Here is a 22,495-nt window from a genome sequence, read left to right as displayed (position 1 = left end):
GGGCGTCGGATCGGGACAGGCGACGGGAAACGGACCGATCGTGCGGGACGCGGATCGCGACGACGTCATGGCGATCTGCCGCTTCAGCTAGGAGCACGGTCTCGGCGGCGGTAAGCACGTGATCCGCAAGCTGTACACGCTTCCTCGGTATCGCGGATCGGGCCCGTGGTTGCTCGAAGTCCTCATCGGACGGTTGCCCGCAGACGTCGGACGGGTGTACGCCGAACATCTCTTGGTGGACGAATTCGCTGGACTCTTCTTCGAGCGCGGGGGTTTCACGGTGGAACGGATCGAGCCGGGTGGCGTCGTGCGGCGGGCCCGGCCCCGCCCGGATATCCCCGCTACCGGTGTTCAGCCGCCTCCTTGAGGTCCTTAAGCCAGATTTCGAGGCCCTGTCCGAGCATCTCGGTGGAGCCGGGCACGTCCTTGTCGACCTGAGGGCCGGTGTGGCTCTCCTCGGTGCGGACGATGACGCCACCGGGCACCTTGACGAAGTTCCAGACGTGGACGCCGTCGATGTGCATGCCGCCGGGGCCGTCGAGCGGTCCGGTCCAGCGGATGCATTTACCGGTCTGGAGTTGCCGGACGGTGGAAACGATGGTCACGTCGCCGGGCGGGTAGGGCATGCCTGGCGGGACGGGGATGGTCCACTGGAAGCGGGAATGCTTGCGCAGCGGGCCGTCGTCCAGTCGCTTCATGGTGACGGGGATGACCGGGTTCTGCCAGGACGGCCAGGCCTCCACGTCGGTCTGCAGATTCCAGATCTTGCGCAGCGGCGCCTTGATGAAGGTCTCGGTCCGGTAGTGCACCTTGGCCGATCGGTCGATGCCTTTTCCTTGGCAGGTAAGCGAAGTCGGTTTGGTGTGGTGGGCGGGGGCGGCCTGGGCCGGCGCCGTGACGCCGAGGACGGCCGCGATGGCCAGCGGGATGGTGAGCAGGGCCGCACGCTTGCCGAACATGGTGCTTCTCCTTCGCCTGTTGTTATCGCTTGTTGCGATAGTTAGAGTCTATAGCGAGGCCGCGGCGAGCATCAAGGAGAAGGTGAGAACCTCTAACCGAACGGGCAGATGTCCGTGAAGGGCCCCTTGAGGGACCCAGGGTCCCTCAAGGGGCCCTTCACGGACCGCAGGATCGGCGCGGTGCGCGGGCGGCGTGAGGGGGTGTGTGGAAATAGAGACATTGAACGTCCCTATTTCCACACACCCCTCACACGCGGTGACCCACGCGTGCCCGCTACCTCAACGAGACGTCACAGCCATTCCGCATCGGTCGCGATGCGGATCGCGTGCACCCGGTTGCGGGCGTTGAGCTTCGTGACGATCGCAGCCAGATAGTTCCGGACCGTGCCCGGCGACAGGAACAGTTCGGCCGCGATGTCGGCGACGGTGCGCCCGCGCGCGGTCACCCGGAGGATCTCGATCTCGCGGGTGGTCAGCGGGCAGTCGTCGGTTTCCCAGGCGGCGAGCGCCAATTCGCTGTCGATCACCCGGCGGCCGATCGCGACCGAGCGCACCGCGTTGGCCAGTTTGTCCGACGGCGCGTCCTTGAGCAGGAAGCCGTTGACCTTCGCGTCCAGCGCGCGCCGGACCGTGCCGGGGCGGCCGAGGCTGGTGAGGATCAGCGTATGGCAGCCTGGCAGGCTTTCGCGGATCTCCATGGCCGCGGTCAAACCGTCCTTGCCCGGCAGGTCTATGTCGAGGATCGCGACGTCGGGCCGTACGGATTTCGCCGTCGGAAGGATCTGGTCACCCGCGGCGACTTGGGCGACCACTTCGATATCGGATTCCATGTTCAGCAGGGCGACGAGCGCCCCGCGAACCATGTGCATATCTTCGGCAAGCAGCACTTTGATCACCACGAAGCACCTCGCACCCCAGTTCAGTGGCTCCGTCGCCATCCTACGGGATTCGCAGTGCTCAGAGCACATCCAGTTCTCGCGGCCATTCGACGGGTTCCCTGCTGAGCCCGAGCAACTCGAATTCCGAGCGTCCCCAATCGATCCGCACCCGGATCGCGAGCGCCGGCGCGACGGTCAACAGGAAGCGGCCGGGACCGCCGCCGACTTTGAAAACACCGTAGGTCAGGAAGGCGGATCCGTCGCAGACGGCGAACAACGCGGTGAAAACCGTCGCGCGTTCGCTTTCCGGAATCGGATCCAGGCATTCCAGCCCGCCGGTCAGTACCAGCCGCACCGCCATCCGTGCCTCCTCGCCGCACCGGCTTCCAGCTTGGCCGCCGCCGAGGGCATGGGGCGTCTCGAATCCTGCGCCGGACGCGCTGAAGGGGACGCCCCGTGCGGGACGTCCCCTTCAGCGAAGAGCTTGCTGTCAGCCGGCCTGCTGGTAGCGCTTGAGGTACTCGCCGGTCAGTGAGCTTTCCGCGGTGAGGAGTTTCTCGGGCGGGCCGGTGAAGACGATCTCGCCGCCGTTCTTGCCGCCGCCGGGCCCGAGGTCGATGATCCAGTCCGCCTGTTCGATCACCGCCAGGTTGTGCTCGATCACCACCACCGTGTTGCCCGCGTCGACCATGCCGTTGAGCAGACCGAGCAGCATGTCGATGTCGGTCATGTGCAGGCCGGTGGTCGGCTCGTCGAGGATGTAGACGTTGCCGCCGCCGGAAAGCCGGTCCGCCAGCTTGATCCGCTGACGTTCACCGCCGGACAGCGTGCTCAGCGCCTGACCCAGCCCGAGATACCCGAGCCCGGTCTCGATCAGCGCGTTCACCTTCGCCAGCACCGGGGCCTCGGTGAAGTACTCCGCCGCCTGTTCCGCGGACAGCTCCAGTACGTCGGCGATCGACTTGCCCCGCAGCTTGTGCGCGAGCACCTCGTCCTTGAAGCGGCGCCCGTCACAGCTCTCGCAGTGCGTGGTGATCGGGTCCATATAGGACACTTCGGTGATCAGCACGCCACGGCCCTGGCATTCCTCGCAAGCGCCTTGGGAGTTGAAGCTGAACAGCGCCGCGTTCGCGCCGCTCGCCTTCGCGAAAAGCTTGCGCACCGGGTCCATCAGGCCGAGGTACGTCGCCGGAGTCGAGCGGGACGATGCCGCGATCGGCGTCTGGTCCACGAAGATGGCGTCCGGATGCGCCTCGCGGAAGACACCGGAGATCAACGAGCTCTTGCCCGAACCCGCGACACCGGTGACGGCGGTGAGCACACCGGTCGGGATGTCGACCGACACGTTCTTCAGGTTGTGCAGGGAAGCCCGCTTGATCGACAGCTTCCCCTTGGCCCGCCGAGGATCCTCCTTGACGACACCCGAACGCGCCAGCCCGGCCCCGGTCAACGTCTTGCCGGCGCGCAGCTGCCGGTACGTCCCCTGGAAGACGACCTCGCCGCCGTGCACGCCCGCGCGCGGCCCGATCTCGACGATGTGATCGGCGATCTCGATGACGTCCGGGTCGTGTTCGACCACGAGGATCGTGTTCCCCTTGTCCCGCAACGCCCGCAGCAGATCGTTGAGCCGTCCGACATCGCGGGGGTGCAGGCCGACGCTGGGCTCGTCGAAGATGTAGGTCAGCCCGGTGAGGTCGCTGCCCAGGTGCTTGACCAGCTTGAGCCGCTGCCCTTCACCACCGGACAGCGACGTCGTCGCCCGGTCCAGCGAAAGATAGCCGAGTCCGATCGCCTCGATGCGTTCGAGCGCGGCCAGCACGCCCTGCGCCATCGCGGCGGTCTGCTTGTCCTTGATGGACTTGATCAGCTCGATCAGATCGGTGATCTGCAACTCGCACCACTGCGCGATGTTCTTGCCCGCCAGCTTGGTCGCCAGCGCCGCCTCGCTCAGCCGTCCGCCGCGGCAGGCCGGGCAAGGCCCCTCGGTGATGAACTTCTCCGCCTGGGCGCGGGTCTTCTCGCTCATCGACCCGGTGTCACGCTTGAGATGGCGGCGGGTGAAGTTCGCGACCAGGCCCTCGAACGTCAGGGTCTGCGTCTTGCCGTTCTTGAAGGTGAGCTGGACCTTGCCCTCCTTGCCGTGCAGGAGGGTGTCCATCTCCTTCGCGGTGTACTTGTTGAGCTTCTTGGCCGGGTTGATGGCATCGTGGTTGGCGTAGAACTGCCAGCCGGGGCTGCCGACCGGATAGCCCGGCACCAGGATCGCGCCCTCGTCGAGCGACTTCGTCATGTCGAGCATCAGCTCGGGGTCCGGGCGCAGCGCGCGGCCGATGCCCTCGCAGTCGGGGCACATCCCGTTGGGATCGTTGAACGAATACAGCGAGGGATTGCCCGCACTGGGCTTTCCCTGACGCGAGAACAGCACCCGCAGCAGCGGGTGGATGTCGGCGACCGTGCCGACCGTCGAGCGCGCGTTCCCGCCGAGCGGGCGCTGGTCGACGATCACCGGGGTGGTCAGGTTCTCGATGCTGTCCACGTGCGGGCGTTCGTGTTTGGGCAGCTGGTTGCGGATGAACCAGGGGAAGGTGGCGTTCAGCTGACGCTGCGCCTCGACGGCGATCGTGTCGAACACGACGGAGGACTTTCCGGAACCCGAAACCCCGACGAAAACCGTGATCTGGTTCTTCGGGAGTTCGAGTGAGACGTCCTTCAGGTTGTTCTCGTGAGCGCCGGTGACGCGGATTCCCTCACCCGCCGGTTGCTTGGTCTTGCGGGCTGCGGCAGTCACAGAATTTCCTTTCCTCGCCGGTGCGCGTCAATGACCGCGCCTGCTCACCAGTATCGCAGCGCCGCCGAATGCCCGGTAGTCGATTCGTGTGTGATCGGGCCATGATCTCGTCACGACGGAACAGTGAAATTTTCACGGTCCCCGTGAATTCAGGCGCGGGTGTAGACGGCGCCGATGACCCCGGTTTTCAGCGCGTTCGCGCGGGTGAGCTTCAGCGGGATCTCCTTGCCCGTGCCGTCGAACAGTTTCGCGCCCTCGCCTGCCACCAGCGGCATGATGTTGAGCGCCAGTTCGTCCAGGAGTCCTTCGGCGAGCAGCCATTGGACGAGCTTCGGGCTGCCGGGCACCCGGATCGTCTTGCCGGGGCCTTCCTTCAGGCGGGTGATCTCGCCGGCGATGTCACCGGTGATCAGGCTCGTGTCCGGCCAGGTCAGCGAGGCTTCGTCCAACGTCGAAGAAACGACGTATTTGTGCGTGCCGTTGAGGAACGTCGCCATCGGATTGCTGTCACCCTGCGGCTTCCACATCTCTTCGAAGGCGAGGTACGTGTCCTTGCCCATCAGAATGGCGTCCGAAGCGGCGAGGCTTTCGGCGATGCCTTCGCTCATCTCGTCGGACCAGTACTGCCCCATCCAGCGGTCGGGCCGTTCGGCCACCCCGTCCAGGGACATGAACAATCCCGCGGCGATTTCACGCATGACGAACTCCTTTGTTGTCCTCCAGGCCTGTGTTCAGGCCGCGGGCCGATCTTCCCACCGCCGTGCGCGACGCTCCAAAGGATCGAGCACACCGGAAGAAGTCCAGCGGACCGGCAGCGCGGACAATGCGCGCATCGTCGGGGAGACGGTCCATTCCAGGGAATCTTCGGGTACGGCGAGGCAGAGTTCCGGCGCACGCCGGGAAAGCGCACGCAGCGCGGACTGGATCTCGACCCGCGCGAGGTGGGCGCCGATGCAATGGTGCGTCCCGTGCCCGAACGACAGATGCCTGCCGTTCCGGTCCATCGCGAACCGGTCCGGATCGGTGAAGACGTCTTCGTCGCGGTTGACCACCGGCAGGAGCGCGGTCATCAGATCGCCGGGCTCGATCCGGGTGCCCGCGATGGTGACCTCCTCCGTCGCGACCCGGGTCATGCTGAAGTTCACCGCCGGGCTGTACCGGAGCGTTTCCTCGACGGCCGCGTCCAGCAGCGCCGGGTCCGCGTCCAGCGAGGCCAGCAGGCCCGGCCGGGAGATCAGGCAGAACACCGCGTTGGCGATCTGCGCGGCCGCCAGCGCGTGCCCGTCGAAGAACAGCGACGCCGCCAGCCCGGTCAGTTCCGTTTCGTCGAGCGCGCCCGAGCGGTGTGCCTCGATGAGCTCGGCCATCAGCCCGGACGGCGGGTCCTCGGTGTCGGCGAGCATCATCGCGACCTCGTCGTGCAACAGCAGTTCGCCCTGGTAGACGGCGGATCGCGGGGAGCCCGGCTTGCCAAGCCGCGCGTTCGCGCGTTTGCGGACGGCTTCGCGCCGCGACGGCGGAACACCCAGCAGCTCGGCCTGCGCGGTGAAGGTCAGTGGGGCGCAGAAGTCGGCGATCAGGTCCGCGGTGGGATCCGTGTCGATCAGCCTGTCGAGCAACCCGACGGCGGTGGTTTCGACGTAGTCGCGCAGCTGCTCCGCACGGCGGGCGGAGAACGCGCCGCCGATCAGCTTCCGGATCCGGGTGTGCCTCGGCGGGTCCAGATCGGTCACCGACATCCGGGTGGCCGGACCGCGCGGATGGGTCGTCTCGGCCAGCACGGCCCGGCTGAACCGCCTGTCGCGCAGGAAATCGCGCGTTTCGGAATAGCCGCTCACCAGCCATTCACGGCGCCCGTCGCGCTGTCGTGAACCGAACGGGCAACCGTCGGGGATGTCGTCCCCGACGAGCTGCCGCCGCTGCCGCCCTTCGGCGAAGTCCGAGCCTCCGCGACCCCCTGTTACGTCGCCCATCGGGTCCATCCTCCGATCATTGATTCCGTGCGGGCACGCGCAGTGCGAGCAGGCAGACCGCGACCGAGGCCACGGACAACGCCGCGATGGCGACCCGCAGGTCGGTGTGCCCGGCGATCTGGCCGACCACCGCCGGGCCGAGCAAGAGGCCGACACTGGCCAGTGACGCCGCCGAGCCGATCACCGCGCCGCGGTCCTCCGCGGTCGCGCCGCGCCCGATCAGCCCGTAGACGGTGGGCGTCGACACCGAGATCGCCCCGCCCACCACGGCGGTGCCGAGCAGCCCGTGCACCGGCGCGTCGGCCATCGACAGCATCAGCACGCCCACCCCGGAAAGCGCGCCGGAGGTGAGCAGTACCAGGCGATCCGACGCGCGGCCGGACAACCAGTGCCCGCCGAACCGGCCCAGCGCCATACCGGCGGCGAAGATGCCGGGCGCGGCCGCCGAGATCCCGACCGGCGCCCGGGTGATGTCGGCGAGGAACACCGCGCTCCATTGCTGGACACCGCTTTCCACGACCATCGCCAGCGCCGCCAGCAGGCACAGCAGCAGGACCGCCGGGCCGAGCCGCAGGCGCCGTCCCGGTTCGCGGCCCTGCCGCACCAGCCGTCCCGGCACGGAATTCCGTGCCGCGATCGCACCGAGCACGACCAGTGCCGAAAGCGTCAGCGCGATCACTTCGGCAGGCACTCCGGCGGTCCGGGCCGCTCCGGTGCCGAGGCTGCACGTCAACAGGCCGATGCTGAACAACGCGTGCGCGCGATTCATCACGCGGGGCCCGTCGCCCGCTTCGGCGGACGCCGCCAGCGCGACCACGACGACATTGCAGGCACCCGAACCGAATCCGAACAATCCCAGGGTCAGGAACAAGGCCGGAACGGATCCGGCCAAGGCCGGTGTCGGCGCGATGAGCGCGAATCCGGCGAAGGTCGAGACCGCCACCGGGCGGCCGAACCGGTCGAGCAGGCGGCCGATCGCGAACATCGCCGGCATCGCGGCGAGCGCGCCGATCAGCAGCGCGGCGCCCAATTGCGCTTCACCGGCGCCGGTGGCGTGGCGGACGTCCGGCAGCATCGAAAGGTACGGACCCCACAATGCGCCGTACGCGGCGAATCCCGCGAAGACCGTGCTGGTCCGCGGGGCTGCGGTGACGACGGCGACCATGAGACGTGACGGTCCTTCCCGTGCTGATCTGCGGTATTTCGCCGAGAGGCGGACATTCGCAGGTTAGCAGCGGTATTCGGGAACGGGCCACGATTATTTACCGCATTTATGGAGAAGGACGCCGGAGCATCCGGTCGGTATTCTCGGCGAAGGTGCGGTTTTTTCACGATGGGATAATCATCCCAAAAATGAAGAATTCATACCCGGAAGGTTAACCATTCACTGCTCCCACGCCGCACTTCCTCGCATGATGTAACCGCACGAGAGTGTCTCCGTTGTGAGGAACAGGAAGGTAGTGCGTCATGTTGCAGAACGTCGAACCCGCGACCGCGTCGAGGGCCGGCCCGCGGGGGACCGAGACTGAATTCGCGATCCACGCCGAAGGGCTGGTGAAACGGTTCGGCGAGACGACCGCGCTCGACGGGGTCGACTTGACCGTCCGCTCGGGCACCGTGCTCGGGGTGCTCGGCCCGAACGGCGCCGGGAAGACCACCACGGTCCGGGTCCTGTCCACGCTGGTGACACCGGACGAGGGCCACGCCACCGTGGCCGGGTACGACATCGAGAAGGACGCCCACCAGGTGCGGCAGCTGATCGGCTTGACCGGTCAGTACGCGTCGGTGGACGAAAGCCTGACCGGCGTCGAAAACCTGCTGCTGATCGGACGGCTGCTCGGCCTCTCTCGGCGGGCGGCCAAGGCCCGCGCGCACGAGCTCCTGGAGCGGTTCTCCCTCACCGAGGCGGGTGGCCGGGCGGCGAAGGGTTACTCGGGCGGTATGCGCCGTCGGCTCGACCTGGCCGCCAGCCTGGTCGGGGACGCGCGACTGCTGTTCCTGGACGAGCCCACCACCGGTCTCGACCCGCGCAGCAGGCTCGAACTGTGGGACGTCGTACGCGGCCTGGTCGCCGACGGCGTCACGGTGCTGCTCACCACGCAGTACCTGGAGGAGGCCGACGCGCTCGCCGACGAGATCGTGGTCGTCGACCACGGCAAGGTGATCGCCAAGGGCACCCCGGACGAGCTCAAGGCCAGCACCGGCGCCCAGCGCCTGACGGTGCGCGGCGCCCAGGCGGGCGACCTCGAGAAGGTCGTGCGGCTGGTCGGCGAGATCGCCGGCGCGACGCCGGACGTCTCGGGCCAGGTCGTCAGCGTCCCGGTCACCGACCCGGCGGCCCTGCCCGCCGCGGTCCGGCGGCTGGAGGAGGCGGGCATCGTCATCGGCGAGCTGTCCCTGCGCAGCTCCAGCCTGGACGAGGTGTTCCTGAGCCTCACCGGGCGTCCGGCCGAGGAGCCCGCCGAAGAGACCGAGGAGGAGATCCGATGACCGCCGCGACCACGACGCTGCCACCGCGGCAGTTGTCGGCCAGGGTCGGGTTCTTCCAGGGCATCTCGCAGATGTTCACGCTGGCCTGGCGCAGCACCGTTTCGGTCAAGCACGAGCCGAAGCAGCTGGCCGACATCAGTTTCCAGCCGATCATCTTCACGCTGCTGTTCACCTTCGTGTTCGGTGGCGCGATCTCCGGTGACCGGAGCGCGTACCTGCAGTTCATGATCCCCGGCATGCTGGTGATGAGCATGCTGTTCGCGACCATCAACGTCGGCATCGGCCTCAACACCGACCTGTCCCAGGGCGTGTTCGACCGGTTCCGTTCGCTGCCGATCGCGCGCTGGGCGCCGCTGGCCGGCCGGATCATCGGCGACCAGTTCAAGCAGGTCTGGTCCGTGCTGCTGGTGGTCGGTGTCGGGCTGCTGCTCGGCTTCCGGCCGGAGAAGGGCTTCCTCGGCGTGCTCGCGGCCGGGTTGCTGCTGCTGGTGTTCGCGATCGCGTTCTCCTGGGTGCCCACGCTGGTGGGTGTCGCCGCCGACCAGGCGGAGAAGGTCCAGGTGTTCGCGTTCGCGGTGATCCTGCCGCTGAACTTCGTCAGCGGGGTGTTCGCGCCGGTCGAGACGATGCCGTCATGGCTGCAGGCGTTCGCCGAGGTCAGCCCGGTGGCGATCCTGCTCGAGGCGTGCCGCGGACTGATGAACGGTGGTGACAACGTCACCTCGGCGGTGATCTGGTCCCTGGTCTGGGCGGCCGTGATCGCGATCGTGTTCGGGGCGCTTTCGGTCCGTGCCCTGAAGAAGCGGATCTGACCAAACGCCGCTCGATCACCGGAGCCGTGACGCGTGCGCGCGCCACGGCTCCGGTGTTTCGGGGGCACTGCCCGGGGAGCGCCGATGGACGAGCTGGACTACAACACCTGCAACGCCACCTTCCGCAGCCTCACCGACCAGCAGCGGCTGATGGTCGAGGAGACGTCGAGGCTGATCGGTGCGGACGCCGATCTCGAACTGACGTCGTACGGCTGCGGGTTCGGCATGTTCGAACTGGAGCTCATCGCGCGCGTGCCGCGGAGAACGGTGTGGTTCCAGGGCCTCGACACCAACGGCGAAGCGGTCGAACGACTGCGCGCGACGCTGGCGGAGCTCCCGAAGGTCCGCGGCCATCGTGTCCTGACGGCGAGCATGGCCGACGTCGCCGACCTCCGGATCACGCCGACCGAGTACGGCCTGTTCGTCCAGTCGCTGTGCTACCTCGGCGCGGACGAGGGTATGGCGGTGCTGAAGGAGGCGCGCAACCGGCACCGGCGGCTGATCGTCGCGGTGCCCCCGTTGAACCGGCTGAACGGGCCCTTCGCGGAATCCCTTGCGCGACAAGGAATCGTGCGGCCGTTGTTCGCGCGGACACTGGCGGAGGAACTGACGCGGTTCGGCGTCGAGTTCCGGTCCGCCACGGTGGGCGCGGAGATCACGGTGCCGGTTTCCGAGCCGGCGCACCGTCTTCTGGAGTTCCTGACCTTCGCACGTCATCAGCCCTGGCGCGGCGGGACGGGGCGGGCCGAGCTGCTCGACGCGGTCGCCGGGCTGGGCACGGTTTCCGCGGGGTGCGTGCGGATTCCGCATCCGGTCGAGGTTTTCAGCATCGGCTAGGTGCGCGGTGCGGCCGTGTTTCAGGGTCACGGGGGTCGTGAGTGGCGTTTCGGGTTCTAACCCGAAACGCCACTCACGACCCACCGGACAGGGCGGAACCCGGGCCCTGAGGAGGGGAGGCCCGGGTTCCGAATGGGGGAGGGGATCAGACAGTGCCCGGCTTCGGCAGCTGCTGTTTGGCCGGAGTGTTCTGATAGGACGCCAGCTGCCACGCGCCGTCCCGCTTGACGACGGTCCACGAGGCGCGGATCGACTGGGAGTCCGCGACCTCGGTCTCGCCGGGGCCGAGCACCCCGCCCTGGGTGATCAGGACGCCGGAGTCCGGCGTGAAGAAGCGGATCTCCAGCGGACGCCCGGTGACCTGCGTGCCCTTGTAGTTGCCCGCGAAGGATTCCACCAGGAACGCCCGGATGTCGTCGCGGCCCTTCTTGAACACACCGGGAAGGATCATCGTGCCGTCCTCGGTGAAGACGCCGGCGAAGGCGTCGGCGTCGTGGTAGGCCCACGCGGCGATCACCTTCTGGGTCAGCGCCGCGATCGCCGCCTGGTCGGCGGCCGTGCCGGTTTCGGTCGTGGTCATCGGAGGATCCTCCTAGATATAGAGGGTGTTGGGCTCGAGCCCGCAGAGCACGCGGCCGTACAGCTCGGTGTTGGTGTTGGGGTGCATCAGCGCGTGGAGGTTGACCGCGGCGACGTCGCGGGCGATGCGCTGGATCGGGATGCCGTGGTAGATCGACGAGCCGCCGGAGGCGGACGCGAGGATGTCGATGCCCTCCTTGGCACGGCGGACCACGGCGCCGAGGTCGGCCCGTGCGATCGCGCGTTCCTCGAGTTTCCACGGGGTGCCGTCCTCGGTCTTCGTGTCGACCAAAGTGGACAGACGGTGCGCGTGGAACCCGGCCTCGTCGATCTTCAGCGCCGCTTCGGCCACCTGGTGGTGCGTGATCGGGGCCTCGCGCTGGGAATCGTAGGCGGTGTAGGTGATCTTGCGGTCCGGCAGGCGCTTGAGGAAGGTGTCCTGCGCGCTCCGCGCCATCCCGACCAGTGTGCCCACCGAAGACGCCGAGGCGACCGGGAGCAGCGGCGCCCGGTAGATCGAGGACGACGCCCCGCCCTGGCCTTCGAGCACCGCCGGCAGCGGGAGCACCCGCTCCGCGGGGATGAAGACGTCCTGGGCCACGGTCGAAACGCTGCCGGTGCCGCGCAGGCCCGAGGTGTCCCAGTCGTCCACGATCAGCAGGTCCGAGATCGGCACCAGCGCCATGATCGGGTACGGCTCACCCTCCGGCGGCACGAGGATCGCGATGATCTCCTGCCACTGCGCGTGCAGGGCCCCGCTGATGAAGCCCCACTTGCCGTTCACCACGACCCCGCCGTCGACCGGCGCGGCCATCGCGGACGGGCTCAGCGTGCCGCAGACGCGCACGTCCGGGGTGGCGAACACCTCGTCCTGCACCGCCTCCGGGAACTGGCAGGCCATCCAGGTCGGGATCCAGTACACCGAGGCCACCCAGGAGGTCGAGCCGTCGGCCCGGCCGATCTCGGTGGCGACGTCGACCAGGGTGCGGGTGTCGGCCTCGTAGCCGCCGTAACGCTTGGGGCGGCGCAGCTTGAAGACGCCGGCCTCGGCCAGTGCTTCGATGGATTCCTCGTGCACCCGCCGGTTCTGTTCCTGCCAGGCCGAGTGCTTCTTCAGTGCGGGTGCCAGTTCGGCCACGCGGCGAACCAGTTCCTCCCGCGTCGGAACATCGGTGCTCGACACCTTGACCTCCTAGATCGTCGACTGGTCCAGCTTCGCAGCGGGCGGACGCCGGGTCGTCTTCCCGTTTGCCGGGGCGTCAGGCCGCCGCACGTTCGGAGGTGCGGCCGGGGAAATCCACCACGTTCCGGCCGTCGCGGCGGCCGAACCAGGTCGCCAGCGGCGCCGCCATCGCGGTCGAGACCAGCGCCATGATCACCAGCATGGTGAACAACGTCGGGGACAGCACGCCGAGGTCGAGCCCGATGTTGAGCACCACCAGCTCGGTCAGGCCGCGGCAGTTCATCAGCGCGCCCACCTGCAGCGACCGGTTCCAGTTCTCGCCGACCGCCCGCGCGGCCAGCGCCGAGCCGCCGAACTTGCCGGCGACGGCCACGAGCAGGATCGCGGCACACCAGAGCCACGCGCCGCCGCCGGAAAGCAGGCCGAGGTCGGTGCGCAGTCCGCTGTAGGCGAAGAACAACGGCAGCATCAACGCCGTCGTCAGCCCGCCCGCCTTGTCGTGCAGCCAGGTCGCCATCGGGTTGTCCCGGGGGAACACCACGCCGAACACGAACGCGCCGAACATCGCGTGCACGCCGATCCACTCGGTGGCCATGGCGCACAACAGCACCCCGACCACCGAAAGCGGCGCGACCCGGTGCAGCCGCGCCGCCGAAGCCCCGGCCACGAACTTCCGCAGCAGCGGCCGGACCACCAGGCCGAGCAGCGCCACGAACGCCGCGGTGAGCACGACCGTCAGCACCACCCCAACCAGCGACGACGCCGTGGTCAGCGCGATCACCAGCGCCAGCAGGCTCCACGCGGTCACGTCGTCGACCACGGCGCAGGTCAGCGCCACCACGCCGATCTCGCTGCGGAACAGCCCGATCTCGTGCAGGATCCGCACCAGCACCGGCAACGCCGTGATGCTCATCGACACCCCGAAGAACAGCGCGAACGGCAGGAATCCGCCGCCTGTCCCGAACCGGGTGTAGGCGAGCATCGCGAGCCCGACGCCGAGCAGGAACGGCAGCGCGATGCTGACGTGACTGACGACCAGCGCGAGCCGTCCGCGGCCGCGCAGCAGCCTGGTATTGAGTTCCAGCCCGGCGAGGAACACGAAGAAGATCACGCCGAGCTGCGCCACGACATTCAGTTGCGGCACCACCGCCTTCGGGAGCAGCACGGCCGCGCCCGAAGGCCACAACGCGCCGAGCACCGACGGGCCGAGCAGGATGCCCGCGGTGATCTCGCCGATCACCGCGGGCTGCCCGATCCGCTGGGCGAGCCACCCCACCACCTTGCAGACACCGATCACCACGGTGATCGCCAGCAGCAGCTGCACCAGCGAAGGCCCGGTCGCCTCCTTCGCGACGGCAGCCTCGACGCCGCCTTCGCCCTGCCCCAGCAGGACGATCGCGGCCACGACGGGGACCACGACCAGTCCTATGTAGACCAACAGCGCCCGGCGGCCGGGACGGCGTTCGATCTCCACCATGTCCCTTCCGCTCAGGGTTCGGTGACGTTCGCGACCAGATCGTCGAGGTTGATCTTCAACAGCGGGTGCTTGCCCGACAGCCCGGAGATCAGCGTGACGAAGTCGGTGCTGGGGGCGTGGAGCTGCTCCGGGTCGACGATTTCCTGCGCGAGGTCGTAGTAGTACTCCTTGTACTTCGTCCGGTCGTAGAACCGCTCGACGAAATTGCGGATCTCGTCGAAGAAGGCCCGGTAGTTCCCGGCGTACCGGTCGAGCGCCTTCTCCTCGATGGCCGGGTGCTCCAGGATCCGGTTGACCACTTTGGACAGTGAGCTGCCCGCGAGCGTGGCCAGCGCGACCCCGGTGGAGAACAGCGGGTCGACGAACGCGGCCGCGTCACCGACGAGCACCCAGCCGTCGCCGTAGAAGGTTTCGTTGGTGTAGGACCAGTCCCGCGCCGTCCGGTACCCGGCGTGCTGACGGGCGTTGGCCAGCAGCCCCTTGAGCCGGGTGGTCTTGTCCCGCTCCCGCAGGAAGAGCTGCTCCAGCGACTGGTCGTCGGCGTTCGCGAGATCCGACTTGGTCACGTAGCCGACGCTCATCGTGCCCTTGTCGATCGGGATACCCCAGAACCAGCCGTCGGCGGTGCCTTCGATGAGGATGTTGGTCCACTCGTCACCGGGAAGCCGGTCGCAGTTGTCGTAGTAGGTCCAGACCGCGACGTTGCGGAGCTCGTTGTGCCAGGTGATGTCGCTGAACTTCCGGCCGATCACCCGCGACTGGCCGGACGCGTCGACGACGAGCGACGCGCTGGCCTCGTAGTCTCCTGCCGAGCCCCGCAGGGTGAACCGGACGCCGGTGACGCGGCCGGTGTCGGACTGGATCACGTCCTTGACCGTCGTCTCCTCCACGACGTACGCGCCGAGCTCACGGGCGCGGTCGAGGATCAGCGTGTCCAGGTCGGCGCGGCGCGTGTGGTAGGCGTAGGTGCCTTCCGCGGCCTTCATGAACGAGAAGTTCCATGGCACGTCCCGGTTACCCCACACCAGGCTGCCGCCGTACTTGCGCTCGAAACCGCGGGCCTCCATGCGGTCGAGCAGGTCCAGCTCCTGCAACGGGCGCATGCCGACCGGGATCAGGGATTCGCCGATGTGGTAGCGGGGAAAGCGTTCGCGTTCGAGGACCAGGACCGTACGCCCCTCTTTCGCGAGGAGACCGGCGCAGGTCGCGCCCGCCGGGCCGCCGCCGATGACGATGACGTCGAACCGCTCGGGCATACCGTGGAGCGTGGCTGACATGAGAAACCCTTCCTGGGCCGATGGAGGAGTGGAGGCGCTCACGCGCGTCGGATGCCGATGTGCGGCTCGTAGCTCAGGTACAGCCCGTTGATCGCCTTCTCGGGCTTCTCCGGAGCCTGCTTGTGCTCGTGGACGCGGTTGAGGTTGTCCAGCGGGTTGTGCTTGCCGCTCTCCTCGCCGAGCAGGTGGCCCTGGATCCGGCGGTAGACCTCTTCGGTGTCCTCGAGGTCGGCGATACCGGTGACGAACCGGTCGAACGCCGCCTGCACGTCCATCCCTTCCCAGTCCTTTTCGGACAGTTGCTGTGCGCGGAAGAAGTGGTGCTCCTTGCCGCGGTAGCTCTCGTAGAAGGTGGACACCAGCACCAGCAGCCGCTCGTAGGCGCGGCGGTAGACGACCTCGTAGAAGTCCCAGGCCTCGCGTTCGCCGATCTCGCCGCGGATGACGCTGCTGATCGCGGCGGTGCCGATCAGGGCGCTGTAGGTGCCCAGGTGCACACCGGTCGACAGCAGCGGGTCGAGGAAGCAGGCTGCGTCGCCGGCGAGCAGGAAACCGGGGCCCTGGAACCGCTCGGCCGCGTACGAATAGTCCTGCTCGACCTTGACCTCGGTGACCTGCTCGGCCTCGATGAGCAGCTGCTGTATCGCCGGACAGTCGCCGATCGCCTTGTGGTACACCGGATCCACGCCGCCGAGTTCGTTGCGCGCGGCGTTGAAGGAATCCCTCCCGGTGACCAGCCCGACGCTCATCGTGCCGTCGGGCAGCGGGATCCCCCAGAACCACCCGTCGCCGACCGAGGCGACGGTGATCGCGCCGCTCGGCCCGCGGTCGAGCTGCTTCGCGTCCTTCCAGTACGACCAGGCGGCCACGTTGCGGAAGACGTTGTGGAACTTGCGGTTCTTCAGGTACTTGGTGGCCATCACGCCGCCGCGGCCGGAGGCGTCGACGAGGTAGTCGAACTCGATCCGCCCGCTGTTGGCCGGGTTCTTCGCCTCGGCCCAGTGCGCCGCGACGGGGCGGTCGCCGTCGAAGTCGAGCTTCTTCACCGCGATGCCCTCGGTGACGTCGACGCCGACCTCGCGCGCGTGGTCGAGGAGGATCTTGTCGAAGTCGGCGCGGATGACCTGCCACGCGCTGGTGCTGCCGTCGCGGCCGTGCGGCCGGAAGCGCACTTCCCATTCCTCGGGGCCCCAGAAGTAGTAGGCGCCGCCCTTGGGCTGGAACCCGGCCGCGGCGATCTTGTCCCAGACCCCGAGCCGCTCCAGGATCGGACGGCACGAAGGCAGCAGCGATTCGCCGATGTGATAGCGCGGGAAGTGATCCCGCTCGAGAAGAGTGACCTCGAAGCCCTCTTTGGCCAGAAGCCCGGCCGCGGTGGAGCCCGCCGGTCCACCGCCGATCACGAGGATCTGGGTCGTTGCGCGCATGACACCTCTCCAACTACGCCGACAGCCGGAATTACCTGCCCGAAGCTAACAACCGCGAATGGAGATCCACTCAAGAACCGGTTGCCCTGTAACGCTTTCCCGAAAAAGCAGTCGAAGAGACGCTGCCGGCCGGAAGGCGGACGACGATTCTTCCCGTGTCGGACTCCGACGGCCCGGCCGAAGACCTAATGGAGGAATCCCGCGATGGGCGAATACCTTGGCGAACGCGCCGTCGTGCTCGGCGGCGGCATGGCCGGCCTGCTGACCGCCCGCGTACTTTCGGAACGCTACCGCTCCGTCGTGATCGTCGAGCGTGACACGATCGTCGGCGTCACCGGCACCCGCCGCGGTGTGCCGCAGGCGCATCACGCGCACGCGCTGCTCGCACGCGGCCAGCAGATCCTCGAAGACCTCTTCCCCGGCCTGCAGGCCGAGCTGACCGCCGACGGCATCCCCAGCGGTGACCTGTCCGGCAGCCTGCGCTGGTACTTCAACGGGAAACGGTTGCAGCAGAAGAAGTCCGGCCTGCTCAGCGTGTCCGCGACCCGCCCGGAGCTCGAAGAGCACGTCCGCGGCCGTGTCGTCGCACTACCGAACGTCGAGGTCCGCGAGCGCACGGTGATCCAGTCGCTGGTCGCGACCGGCGACCACTCGCGCGTCACCGGTGTCCGTGTGACCGGCGAGGAAGCCGAGCCCGAGACGCTGCTCGCCGACCTGATCGTCGACGCCACCGGCCGCGGCAGTCGTTCGTCGGTGTGGCTGGAGGAACTCGGCTACGAGCGCCCGGCCGAGGAGAAGATCAAGATCGACCTCGCCTACACCTCGCGGCTGTTCGAGCTGGACACCGACCCGTTCGGCGACGACCTGGCGATCAACCCGGTCGCCTCGCCCGCCAACCCGCGTGGCGCCTTCTTCGTGAACCTGCCGGGGAACGTGGCCTTGCTGTCGCAGACCGGACTGCTCGGGGATCACCCGCCGCGTGACGCCAAGGGATTCCTCGAGTTCGCCAAGACACTCGACGCGCCCGAGATCTATCGGGCCGTGCGCAACGCGAAGCCGATCAGCGAGATCGCCAGCTTCAAGGTGCCCGCCAGCGTCCGCCGCCGGTTCGACAAGCTGCGCCGCTTCCCCGAGGGCCTGCTCGTGATCGGGGACGGCGTCTGCGCGTTCAACCCGGTGTACGGCCAGGGCATGACCGTCGCGGCCATGGAGGCCGCCCAGCTGGCCACGCATCTCGACGCGGGCGGCGTGCGGCCGCTGCGGTTCTTCAAGGAGATCAGCCCGATCATCGACGTGCCGTGGGACATCTCGGCGGGCGGCGACCTCGCCTTCCCCGGTGTCGAGGGCCCGCGGCCGCTGAAGGTCAAGATGGGCAACGCCTACATGGCGAAGCTGCACTCCGCGGCGACCGTCGACGGCCGGTTCACCGAGGCGTTCTTCCGGGCCGCGGGCCTGGTCGACCCGCCGACCGCGCTGATGCGGCCGAGCCTGGTGGTCGGCGTGCTGCGCACCGCTCGGCGCGTCAAGGCGGCGGCGCCGCTCACCACCACGGCCACGATCGGTCAGGTCCCGCCCGCGTCCGACGACCTCGCGGCCTGAGCACCAAGGAGCCATGGTCATGAACGAACCCGTCGGCAAACGCGCGGTGGTGATCGGCGGCAGCGTCGCCGGCACCCTGGCGGCGAGAGTGCTTTCCGAGTTCTATCGCGAGGTCGTGGTCGTCGACCGCGACGAGGTGCTGGGCGTGGACAAGCCGCGGCGCGGCACCCCGCACACCTGGCACGCGCACGGACTGCACGCGCGCGGCTACTTCATCCTCGAAGAGCTCTTCCCGAACCTGCTCTGCGAACTGCGGGACTCCGGGATCCCGGTCGGCGATCTCGCGCGGATGAAGTGGTACTTCAACGGGAAGCAGGTGGAACCGGCCGACAGCGGGCTGCCGTCGATCACCGCGCTGCGCCCGGTGCTGGAGCATCATCTGCGCGAGCGCACGGCTGCACTGCCGAACGTCACCTACCGCGAACGCACCGACGTCCACGGCCTGCTCGCCACGCGTGCGGGCAACCGGATCGTCGGGGTCCGCGTGCAGGCGCGCGACGGTTCGGCGGAGGAACGGCTCGGCGCGGACCTGGTCGTCGACGCCTCCGGACGCGGTTCGCGGACGCCGGTGTGGCTGGAGGAACTGGGCTTCGAACGGCCGTCCGAGGAACGTGTGAAGATCGGGCTGGCGTACACCACGCGGATGTTCCGCAAACGGCCGGAGATGTTCGACGGCTGGCAGTCGATCAACCCGGTCGCCTCGCCCGAGCATCCGCGAGGCGCGTTCTTCGGGCAGGTGAACGAGAACGAGTGCATCCTTTCGCTCACCGGGATCCTCGGCGACCACCCGCCGACCGACGCGCGCGGCTACCTCGACTACGTGAAGTCGCTGCCCGCGCCGGAGATCTACGAAGCGGTGAAGGACGCCCAGCCGTTGATCGAGCCGGTGACGTTCAAGTTCCCGGCGAGCTCCCGGCGGCGTTACGAACGGCTCAAGCGGTTCCCGGAACGGCTTTTCGTGCTCGGTGACGCGTTCTGCAGCTTCAACCCGGTGTACGGCCAGGGAATGACCGTCGCGTCGATGGAGGCCATGGCGCTGCGTGCGCATCTTTCGCGAAGGTCCGAACCGGACTCGCGGCGGTTCCTGCGCGAGATCGGCAAGGTCGTCGACAACCCGTGGGAGATCTCGACCAGCGGTGACCTCGACTTCCCCGGCGCGGAAGGGAAGCGGACGCTGAAGGTCAAGATGGGCAACGCGTACATGGCGAAACTCCAGTACGCGGCGACGATCGATCCGGACGTCACGGCGGCGTTCATGCGGGTGGCCGGGCTGGTCGATCCGCCCACCGCGCTGATGAAACCGGGCCTGATGCTGAAGGTGCTGCGGGCCAACCGGCGACGTCCCGCCCCTCAGGCGACGGTGACCGAGCTGCCGCGTGCCGATCGCGAATCGCGCGCTGCCTGAATAACCTCGTGAGCGGTAAGGACGGTTAGAACCGTCCTTACCGCTCACGAGGTTTCTTTTTCTTTCCTCCGCAAACAGCGAGATGCGTCGGCCTGCTCTTCCGGCTGATCATTGAGGTGTCAATGACCATTTCCCTGGCGGTGGGAGAGAAATTCATGCGCAAGTTCAAGAGGGTCATGACCGCGCTGGCCGCGGTCGCGGCGGTGGTACTGCTGGGGGGAACGGCGACGGGGGCGGCGGCGAACACGGGGTGGAGGCATTCGGACGCGGCGCTCGCCCGCTCCCTGCCGGGCGGGTTCCAGAGCTCCTACGCCGACGTCAACGGTGTCCGTCTGCATTACGTGGCCGGTGGTTCCGGCAGCCCGGTGGTGCTGCTTCCCGGCTGGCCGCAGACCTGGTGGGCGTTCCACAAGGTGATGCCGGCACTGGCCGAGCGCCATCGCGTGATCGCCGTCGACCTGCGGGGGATGGGCGGATCGTCGAAGCCGCAGTCGGGCTATGACAAGGAGACGCTGGCCGCCGACATCCACGCGTTGCTGGCCAAACTCGGGTACGCCAAGGCGGATCTGGTCGGCCACGACATCGGCGCGATGGTCGCGCACAGCTATGGGATCAAGTACCCGCAGGCGGTCGGGAAGCTGGCGCTGATGGACGTGGTCGCTCCCGACAAGAGCCTTTACCAGCTGCCTTTGCTGCCCAGCGCGCCCGGCCAGTTCTCGCCGTGGTGGTGGACGTTCAACCAGCTGCAAGGCCTGCCGGAGCAACTCGTCTCGGGCCGCTCGCGGTACGTCGTGGACACGATGATCGACCAGCTCTCGGTGGTGCCGTCGGCGGTGGACGACTTCGACCGGAGCGTCTACGCACGGGCCTACTACACGCGTGAGGCCGTCCGGGCCGGGAACGGCTGGTACCGGACGCTGAACCAGGACATCGCGGCCGGCTCGGCGTACGGGAAGCTCACCATGCCGGTACTGGGCCTCGCCGGGGAGTTCAACCACCAGTACTTCGTCCAGGTGATGCCGTCGAAGGCGGTGGATCCGCAGGTGGTCAAGATCGCCGGGGCGGGGCACTACCTTTCCGAGGAACAGCCCGCTCAGGTCATCGGCTCGCTGACGAAGTTCCTGGGCTGAAACCGAAGGCCACGTGGCTTGCGTCGACCTCGGACGGGTCTTGAGCCCGGCCATGCCCCAGTGTCCACTGTGGTCACCTCTCGGCGGCTGAATGTCCGATTAATGACGACATGGGCGATTCTTTCGAGGGGTCGTGAGTGGTAAAGGTCGTTCTAACCCTCTTTGCCACTCACGACGCCCACCTGCAACTGCGCACAGTGCCCAAATCGGGCAACGCGATCCATGCTGACGTCCCTTGTGGACAGTCGTGTCCCGGTCCGCTACCGGTGACCTTATCCGGCTTGACTGATCAGACCGGCATCCGCTAAAGACCACCTTGAGTCACATGGTAGTGGGTTCTATTGAGCGGCAAGGCAAAGTGGCGTGGTCGCGGACGGGTCGCTGGTGGGGTGAAGGCTCCCTTCGCCGCGTCTGATGCAGTGAAGGGAGCCTTCACCCCGGTCACTCACCCGCGCCGTCCACCTCACCTCCGGCGTCCGTGTCGCGAAAGCTGGGCATCGGTGGCAAGCTGCGCGCCGAAGACTCCATCACGCCACCTTTGACGTTTCCCTCAAGATCAACTCAAGCGATGTGGCATCGGGCTGAAACCGCCTCCCGATACTGCCTTTCGGGGCAGTATTGGAGGCGTCCGGGAAGAGCCGCCGATGGGATTCTGCGAAAAGGAAAGTCCTGGAATTCCCAGCCTATCGGGAAAAGGTGGCTAAAATGAAGGTTGGTGTTACCGGTGGCACCGGGTTCATCGGGCGCTACGTCTGCGAGGAGCTCGCCGCACGAGGGCATACGCCGGTCGTGTTCGACCATCGTGGCGAGGGGGACGGCGGGCCGTGGGAGGTCATGCTGGGCGACATCCGCGACGCGACGGCGCTGACCGAGCTCGCCGCGCATTGCGACGGGATCATCCACCTGGCGGCCGTGCTGGGCACCCAGGAGACGATCACCAATCCGCGGCCCGCGGTGGAGACCAACGTCATGGGCGGCCTGAACTTCCTCGAGGCCGTCGCCCAGTACGACCTGCCCGGTGTGTACATCTGCGTCGGCAACCACTGGATGAACAACAGCTATTCGATTTCGAAGACGACGGTCGAGCGGTTCGTCCGCATGTTCAACGCCGACCGCGGCACCCGCGTGAACTGCGTCCGCGCGGTGAACGCCTACGGCCCGCGCCAGAAGGCCGCGCCGCCGTTCGCCGCGGGGAAGGTCCGCAAGATCACCCCGGCGCTGATCTGCCGGGCGCTGTCCGGGATGCCGGTGGAGCTCTACGGCGGCGGACGGCAGATCTCGGACATGGTGTGGGTCGGCGACGTCGCCCGCACGCTGGTGGCCTCCCTGGAGGCCGCCGCCGAGGGGCGGGTGCTGGAGGACACGGTCGAGATCGGGCCGGCCGATTCGGTCACCATCCGCGAGGTGGCGGAGCTGGTGATCGACCTGTGCGAGCAGCGCGGCCACTCGCGGGTGGGCATCACCGACCTGCCGATGCGGCCCGGTGAGACGCCGAACACGCCGGTCACGGCGGACGTCTCGACCCTGCTCACGGTCGGCATCGAGCCGGAATCCCTTGTCACGCTCGAAGAAGGCATGGCGAAGACGGTGGACTGGTACCTCGAGCACCGCGGTACCGCCTGGGACGTGCCTGGGCCCGGTCTTCGCGCTGCCTGAGCGGTCGGGCCTTGACGCGAAAGCC

The 22,495-nt window shown here is 67.9% G+C and carries 19 protein-coding genes; 7 read left to right on the top strand and 12 right to left on the bottom strand.

What is annotated here, in order from left to right; translation table 11 throughout:
* Positions 1-341: 341 nt before the first annotated feature.
* The 7 genes from AORI_RS74230 to AORI_RS74200 form a co-directional block, all read right to left on the bottom strand.
* The gene (locus tag AORI_RS74230; protein ID WP_016336928.1) at positions 342-959 is read right to left on the bottom strand and encodes an SRPBCC family protein; all 618 of its coding nucleotides are present in this window, start codon (positions 957-959) and stop codon (positions 342-344) included.
* Between the two features lie 290 nt (positions 960-1,249).
* Positions 1,250-1,855 (bottom strand): response regulator transcription factor, encoded by a 606-nt coding sequence (locus AORI_RS74225; RefSeq protein ID WP_043849150.1) that lies wholly within the window; start codon positions 1,853-1,855, stop codon positions 1,250-1,252.
* Positions 1,856-1,916: 61 nt separating this feature from the next.
* Complete coding sequence (locus AORI_RS74220; protein ID WP_016336926.1) at positions 1,917-2,198, bottom strand: DUF6235 family protein; 282 nt, start codon at positions 2,196-2,198, stop codon at positions 1,917-1,919.
* A gap of 129 nt (positions 2,199-2,327) precedes the next feature.
* Positions 2,328-4,625, bottom strand: a complete 2,298-nt coding sequence (locus AORI_RS74215) for an ATP-binding cassette domain-containing protein (protein ID WP_016336925.1) — start codon at positions 4,623-4,625, stop codon at positions 2,328-2,330.
* A 149-nt stretch (positions 4,626-4,774) separates the two neighbouring features.
* The gene (locus tag AORI_RS74210) at positions 4,775-5,323 is read right to left on the bottom strand and encodes a dihydrofolate reductase family protein (protein WP_016336924.1); all 549 of its coding nucleotides are present in this window, start codon (positions 5,321-5,323) and stop codon (positions 4,775-4,777) included.
* A 33-nt stretch (positions 5,324-5,356) separates the two neighbouring features.
* Positions 5,357-6,598 carry a cytochrome P450 gene (locus AORI_RS74205; protein WP_016336923.1) on the bottom strand — a complete coding sequence of 414 codons (1,242 nt, stop codon included), beginning with the start codon at positions 6,596-6,598 and terminating at the stop codon, positions 5,357-5,359.
* A gap of 16 nt (positions 6,599-6,614) precedes the next feature.
* Positions 6,615-7,763: an MFS transporter gene (locus AORI_RS74200; protein WP_016336922.1), complete on the bottom strand. Its 1,149-nt coding sequence runs from the start codon at positions 7,761-7,763 to the stop codon at positions 6,615-6,617.
* Between the two features lie 302 nt (positions 7,764-8,065).
* Between AORI_RS74200 and AORI_RS74195 the strand changes: the two genes are divergently transcribed.
* The 3 genes from AORI_RS74195 to AORI_RS74185 all read left to right on the top strand — a co-directional run bounded on the left by AORI_RS74195 (position 8,066) and on the right by AORI_RS74185 (position 10,737).
* Positions 8,066-9,088, top strand: a complete 1,023-nt coding sequence (locus AORI_RS74195) for a daunorubicin resistance protein DrrA family ABC transporter ATP-binding protein (protein ID WP_016336921.1) — start codon at positions 8,066-8,068, stop codon at positions 9,086-9,088.
* Positions 9,085-9,900, top strand: coding sequence for an ABC transporter permease (locus AORI_RS74190; RefSeq protein ID WP_016336920.1), 816 nt, complete (start codon positions 9,085-9,087; stop codon positions 9,898-9,900). Before AORI_RS74195 ends, AORI_RS74190 begins: the two co-directional genes overlap by 4 nt.
* Positions 9,901-9,984: 84 nt before the next feature.
* Positions 9,985-10,737, top strand: coding sequence for a class I SAM-dependent methyltransferase (locus AORI_RS74185; RefSeq protein WP_016336919.1), 753 nt, complete (start codon positions 9,985-9,987; stop codon positions 10,735-10,737).
* Positions 10,738-10,882: 145 nt separating this feature from the next.
* Here AORI_RS74185 and AORI_RS74180 read toward each other — a convergent pair whose 3' ends face one another.
* From AORI_RS74180 to AORI_RS74160, 5 genes are all read right to left on the bottom strand, one after another.
* On the bottom strand, positions 10,883-11,317 hold the full coding sequence (locus AORI_RS74180) for an SgcJ/EcaC family oxidoreductase (RefSeq protein ID WP_016336918.1): 435 nt from the start codon (positions 11,315-11,317) through the stop codon (positions 10,883-10,885).
* Positions 11,318-11,329: 12 nt separating this feature from the next.
* The gene (locus tag AORI_RS74175) at positions 11,330-12,499 is read right to left on the bottom strand and encodes an acyl-CoA dehydrogenase family protein (RefSeq protein ID WP_016336917.1); all 1,170 of its coding nucleotides are present in this window, start codon (positions 12,497-12,499) and stop codon (positions 11,330-11,332) included.
* A gap of 76 nt (positions 12,500-12,575) precedes the next feature.
* A complete protein-coding gene (locus AORI_RS74170; protein WP_016336916.1) occupies positions 12,576-13,976 on the bottom strand; it encodes a cation:proton antiporter domain-containing protein in 1,401 nt (466 codons plus the stop codon).
* Between the two features lie 11 nt (positions 13,977-13,987).
* On the bottom strand, positions 13,988-15,253 hold the full coding sequence (locus AORI_RS74165) for an NAD(P)/FAD-dependent oxidoreductase (RefSeq protein WP_016336915.1): 1,266 nt from the start codon (positions 15,251-15,253) through the stop codon (positions 13,988-13,990).
* 38 nt (positions 15,254-15,291) lie between these two features.
* A complete protein-coding gene (locus tag AORI_RS74160) occupies positions 15,292-16,680 on the bottom strand; it encodes an NAD(P)/FAD-dependent oxidoreductase (RefSeq protein ID WP_016336914.1) in 1,389 nt (462 codons plus the stop codon).
* 204 nt (positions 16,681-16,884) lie between these two features.
* Here AORI_RS74160 and AORI_RS74155 point away from each other — a divergent pair, with 204 nt between their 5' ends.
* From AORI_RS74155 to AORI_RS74140, 4 genes are all read left to right on the top strand, one after another.
* On the top strand, positions 16,885-18,279 hold the full coding sequence (locus AORI_RS74155; protein ID WP_016336913.1) for an NAD(P)/FAD-dependent oxidoreductase: 1,395 nt from the start codon (positions 16,885-16,887) through the stop codon (positions 18,277-18,279).
* A 19-nt stretch (positions 18,280-18,298) separates the two neighbouring features.
* Positions 18,299-19,684, top strand: coding sequence for an FAD-dependent oxidoreductase (locus AORI_RS74150; protein ID WP_043849147.1), 1,386 nt, complete (start codon positions 18,299-18,301; stop codon positions 19,682-19,684).
* Between the two features lie 155 nt (positions 19,685-19,839).
* Complete coding sequence (locus AORI_RS74145; RefSeq protein WP_043849146.1) at positions 19,840-20,814, top strand: alpha/beta fold hydrolase; 975 nt, start codon at positions 19,840-19,842, stop codon at positions 20,812-20,814.
* Between the two features lie 705 nt (positions 20,815-21,519).
* Positions 21,520-22,470 (top strand): NAD-dependent epimerase/dehydratase family protein, encoded by a 951-nt coding sequence (locus AORI_RS74140; protein WP_016336910.1) that lies wholly within the window; start codon positions 21,520-21,522, stop codon positions 22,468-22,470.
* Positions 22,471-22,495 lie beyond the last annotated feature (25 nt).

The organism is Amycolatopsis keratiniphila, assembly GCF_000400635.2.
GTDB lineage: Bacteria > Actinomycetota > Actinomycetes > Mycobacteriales > Pseudonocardiaceae > Amycolatopsis > Amycolatopsis keratiniphila.
Note: the sequence above shows the minus strand (reverse complement) of the source record. Positions and strands in the feature narration are given on the sequence as shown.

Coding starts and splice junctions, on each gene's coding strand:
- AORI_RS74170 (WP_016336916.1), bottom strand. CDS start 13,976: ATGGTGGAGATCGAACGCCGTCCCGGCCGCCGGGCGCTGTTGGTCTAC.
- AORI_RS74165 (WP_016336915.1), bottom strand. CDS start 15,253: ATGTCAGCCACGCTCCACGGTATGCCCGAGCGGTTCGACGTCATCGTC.
- AORI_RS74150 (WP_043849147.1), top strand. CDS start 18,299: ATGAACGAACCCGTCGGCAAACGCGCGGTGGTGATCGGCGGCAGCGTC.
- AORI_RS74160 (WP_016336914.1), bottom strand. CDS start 16,680: ATGCGCGCAACGACCCAGATCCTCGTGATCGGCGGTGGACCGGCGGGC.
- AORI_RS74185 (WP_016336919.1), top strand. CDS start 9,985: ATGGACGAGCTGGACTACAACACCTGCAACGCCACCTTCCGCAGCCTC.
- AORI_RS74145 (WP_043849146.1), top strand. CDS start 19,840: ATGCGCAAGTTCAAGAGGGTCATGACCGCGCTGGCCGCGGTCGCGGCG.
- AORI_RS74230 (WP_016336928.1), bottom strand. CDS start 959: ATGTTCGGCAAGCGTGCGGCCCTGCTCACCATCCCGCTGGCCATCGCG.
- AORI_RS74180 (WP_016336918.1), bottom strand. CDS start 11,317: ATGACCACGACCGAAACCGGCACGGCCGCCGACCAGGCGGCGATCGCG.
- AORI_RS74140 (WP_016336910.1), top strand. CDS start 21,520: ATGAAGGTTGGTGTTACCGGTGGCACCGGGTTCATCGGGCGCTACGTC.
- AORI_RS74210 (WP_016336924.1), bottom strand. CDS start 5,323: ATGCGTGAAATCGCCGCGGGATTGTTCATGTCCCTGGACGGGGTGGCC.
- AORI_RS74195 (WP_016336921.1), top strand. CDS start 8,066: ATGTTGCAGAACGTCGAACCCGCGACCGCGTCGAGGGCCGGCCCGCGG.
- AORI_RS74220 (WP_016336926.1), bottom strand. CDS start 2,198: ATGGCGGTGCGGCTGGTACTGACCGGCGGGCTGGAATGCCTGGATCCG.
- AORI_RS74190 (WP_016336920.1), top strand. CDS start 9,085: ATGACCGCCGCGACCACGACGCTGCCACCGCGGCAGTTGTCGGCCAGG.
- AORI_RS74200 (WP_016336922.1), bottom strand. CDS start 7,763: ATGGTCGCCGTCGTCACCGCAGCCCCGCGGACCAGCACGGTCTTCGCG.
- AORI_RS74155 (WP_016336913.1), top strand. CDS start 16,885: ATGGGCGAATACCTTGGCGAACGCGCCGTCGTGCTCGGCGGCGGCATG.
- AORI_RS74205 (WP_016336923.1), bottom strand. CDS start 6,598: ATGGGCGACGTAACAGGGGGTCGCGGAGGCTCGGACTTCGCCGAAGGG.